This is a genomic window from Microvirga sp. P5_D2, assembly GCF_054049475.1.
On the sequence record NZ_JBFUMH010000385.1, the window covers coordinates 1 to 959 of the forward strand.

General features: G+C 63.4%; 2 protein-coding genes. Both read left to right on the forward strand.

All coding sequences use genetic code 11. From position 1 onward, the window contains the following. The coding region (locus tag ACXJKO_RS31845) for a hypothetical protein (protein ID WP_457094988.1) at window positions 1-244 on the forward strand (244 nt) is incomplete at its 5' end. A 132-nt stretch (window positions 245-376) separates the two neighbouring features. After that, window positions 377-959: DUF808 family protein (locus ACXJKO_RS31850; protein ID WP_457094989.1), on the forward strand; the 583-nt coding region annotated here is incomplete at its 3' end.

Sequence of the window (959 nt, forward strand, 5' to 3'; positions counted from 1 at the left end):
CGTGGTGTCCATCGACAAAGGCCTGCCGGAATTCCCCAAGGACCGCACCGAGGACTCGCTTGCCGTGGAGCATGCCCTGTTGCGCGCCGGCCGACCTGTGGATGCCTCGGAATTGGCGCGAGGCTTCAAACGCGGCGGCAAGCRCATCGAGCAGCGCGTCACCCAGGCTCTTACGACCCTGGTGCGCTACGGCCACATCACGGCGATGGGCGACGGCCGCTATCTGGCCCGCAAGGCTGCGTGAAGCCTCCTCGGTCGGAATCAAGGATCTTAGCGAATAGCCTCGCGCCCGATGAAATGATATTTCCATGAGCGTCGCCGCAACCCAAAGCCATGCCCAAGGTTGTCGAGCAGGGACATTTCGACGGGAGAACCCATGAGCATCGGCCTGATTGCGCTGCTGGACGATATTGCTGGCCTTGCCAAGGTCGCCGCGGCGTCGCTCGATGACATCACGGCGCAGGCCGCCAAGGCCGGTGCGAAGGCGGCGGGCGTGGTGATCGACGATGCCGCCGTTACGCCGCGCTATGTGGTGGGGTTTTCCGCATCACGCGAGCTGCCGATTGTCGGCAAGATCGCGGTCGGCTCGCTCAAGAACAAGCTGATCTTTCTTCTTCCCGCGGCCCTGCTTCTCAGCTTCGCGGCGCCTTGGGCCATCACGCCGCTTCTCATGATCGGCGGCGCCTATCTCTGCTACGAGGGTTCGGAGAAGGTTTTTGAGGCTCTCTTCCCGCATGGCGCACATCAGCACGAGGCGGCTGTGGGCGAGGCGGTGCAGAGCGCTCAAAGCTTCGAGGACGAGAAGGTGCGCGGCGCCATCAAGACCGATTTCATCCTCTCCGCTGAGATTATGGCAATCACGCTGGCGTCGGTGCCGGAGGCATCCTCCTGGGTGCAAGCAGCCATTCTCGCGGTTGTCGGCATCGGCATCACGGTGCTGGTCTATGGCGGTGTGGCAC